This window comes from Sporosarcina koreensis (assembly GCF_001531445.1).
Lineage (GTDB): Bacteria > Bacillota > Bacilli > Bacillales_A > Planococcaceae > Sporosarcina > Sporosarcina koreensis_C.
Map to the genome: position 1 here is coordinate 1 of NZ_LQYA01000202.1, position 243 is coordinate 243.

1 protein-coding gene is annotated in these 243 nt (G+C 42.0%); it reads left to right on the forward strand.

What is annotated here, in order from left to right; genetic code table 11:
• On the forward strand, positions 1 to 243 hold a 243-nt coding region (locus AWV70_RS18740; protein ID WP_153010053.1), incomplete at both ends, for an MFS transporter.

Sequence of the window (243 nt, forward strand, 5' to 3'; positions counted from 1 at the left end):
TTTTTTTCCCATACTTATTCTGGCTCGATTTATTCAAGGAGCTGGTGCAGCTGCATTTCCAGCACTCGTGATGGTTGTAGTTGCGCGCTATATTCCAAAGGAAAATAGGGGTAAAGCGTTTGGTCTTATTGGCTCCATAGTAGCTATGGGAGAAGGAATCGGTCCAGCTATTGGTGGAATGATAGCTCATTTTATCCATTGGTCTTATCTTCTGCTCATTCCAATGATGACAATTATCACTGT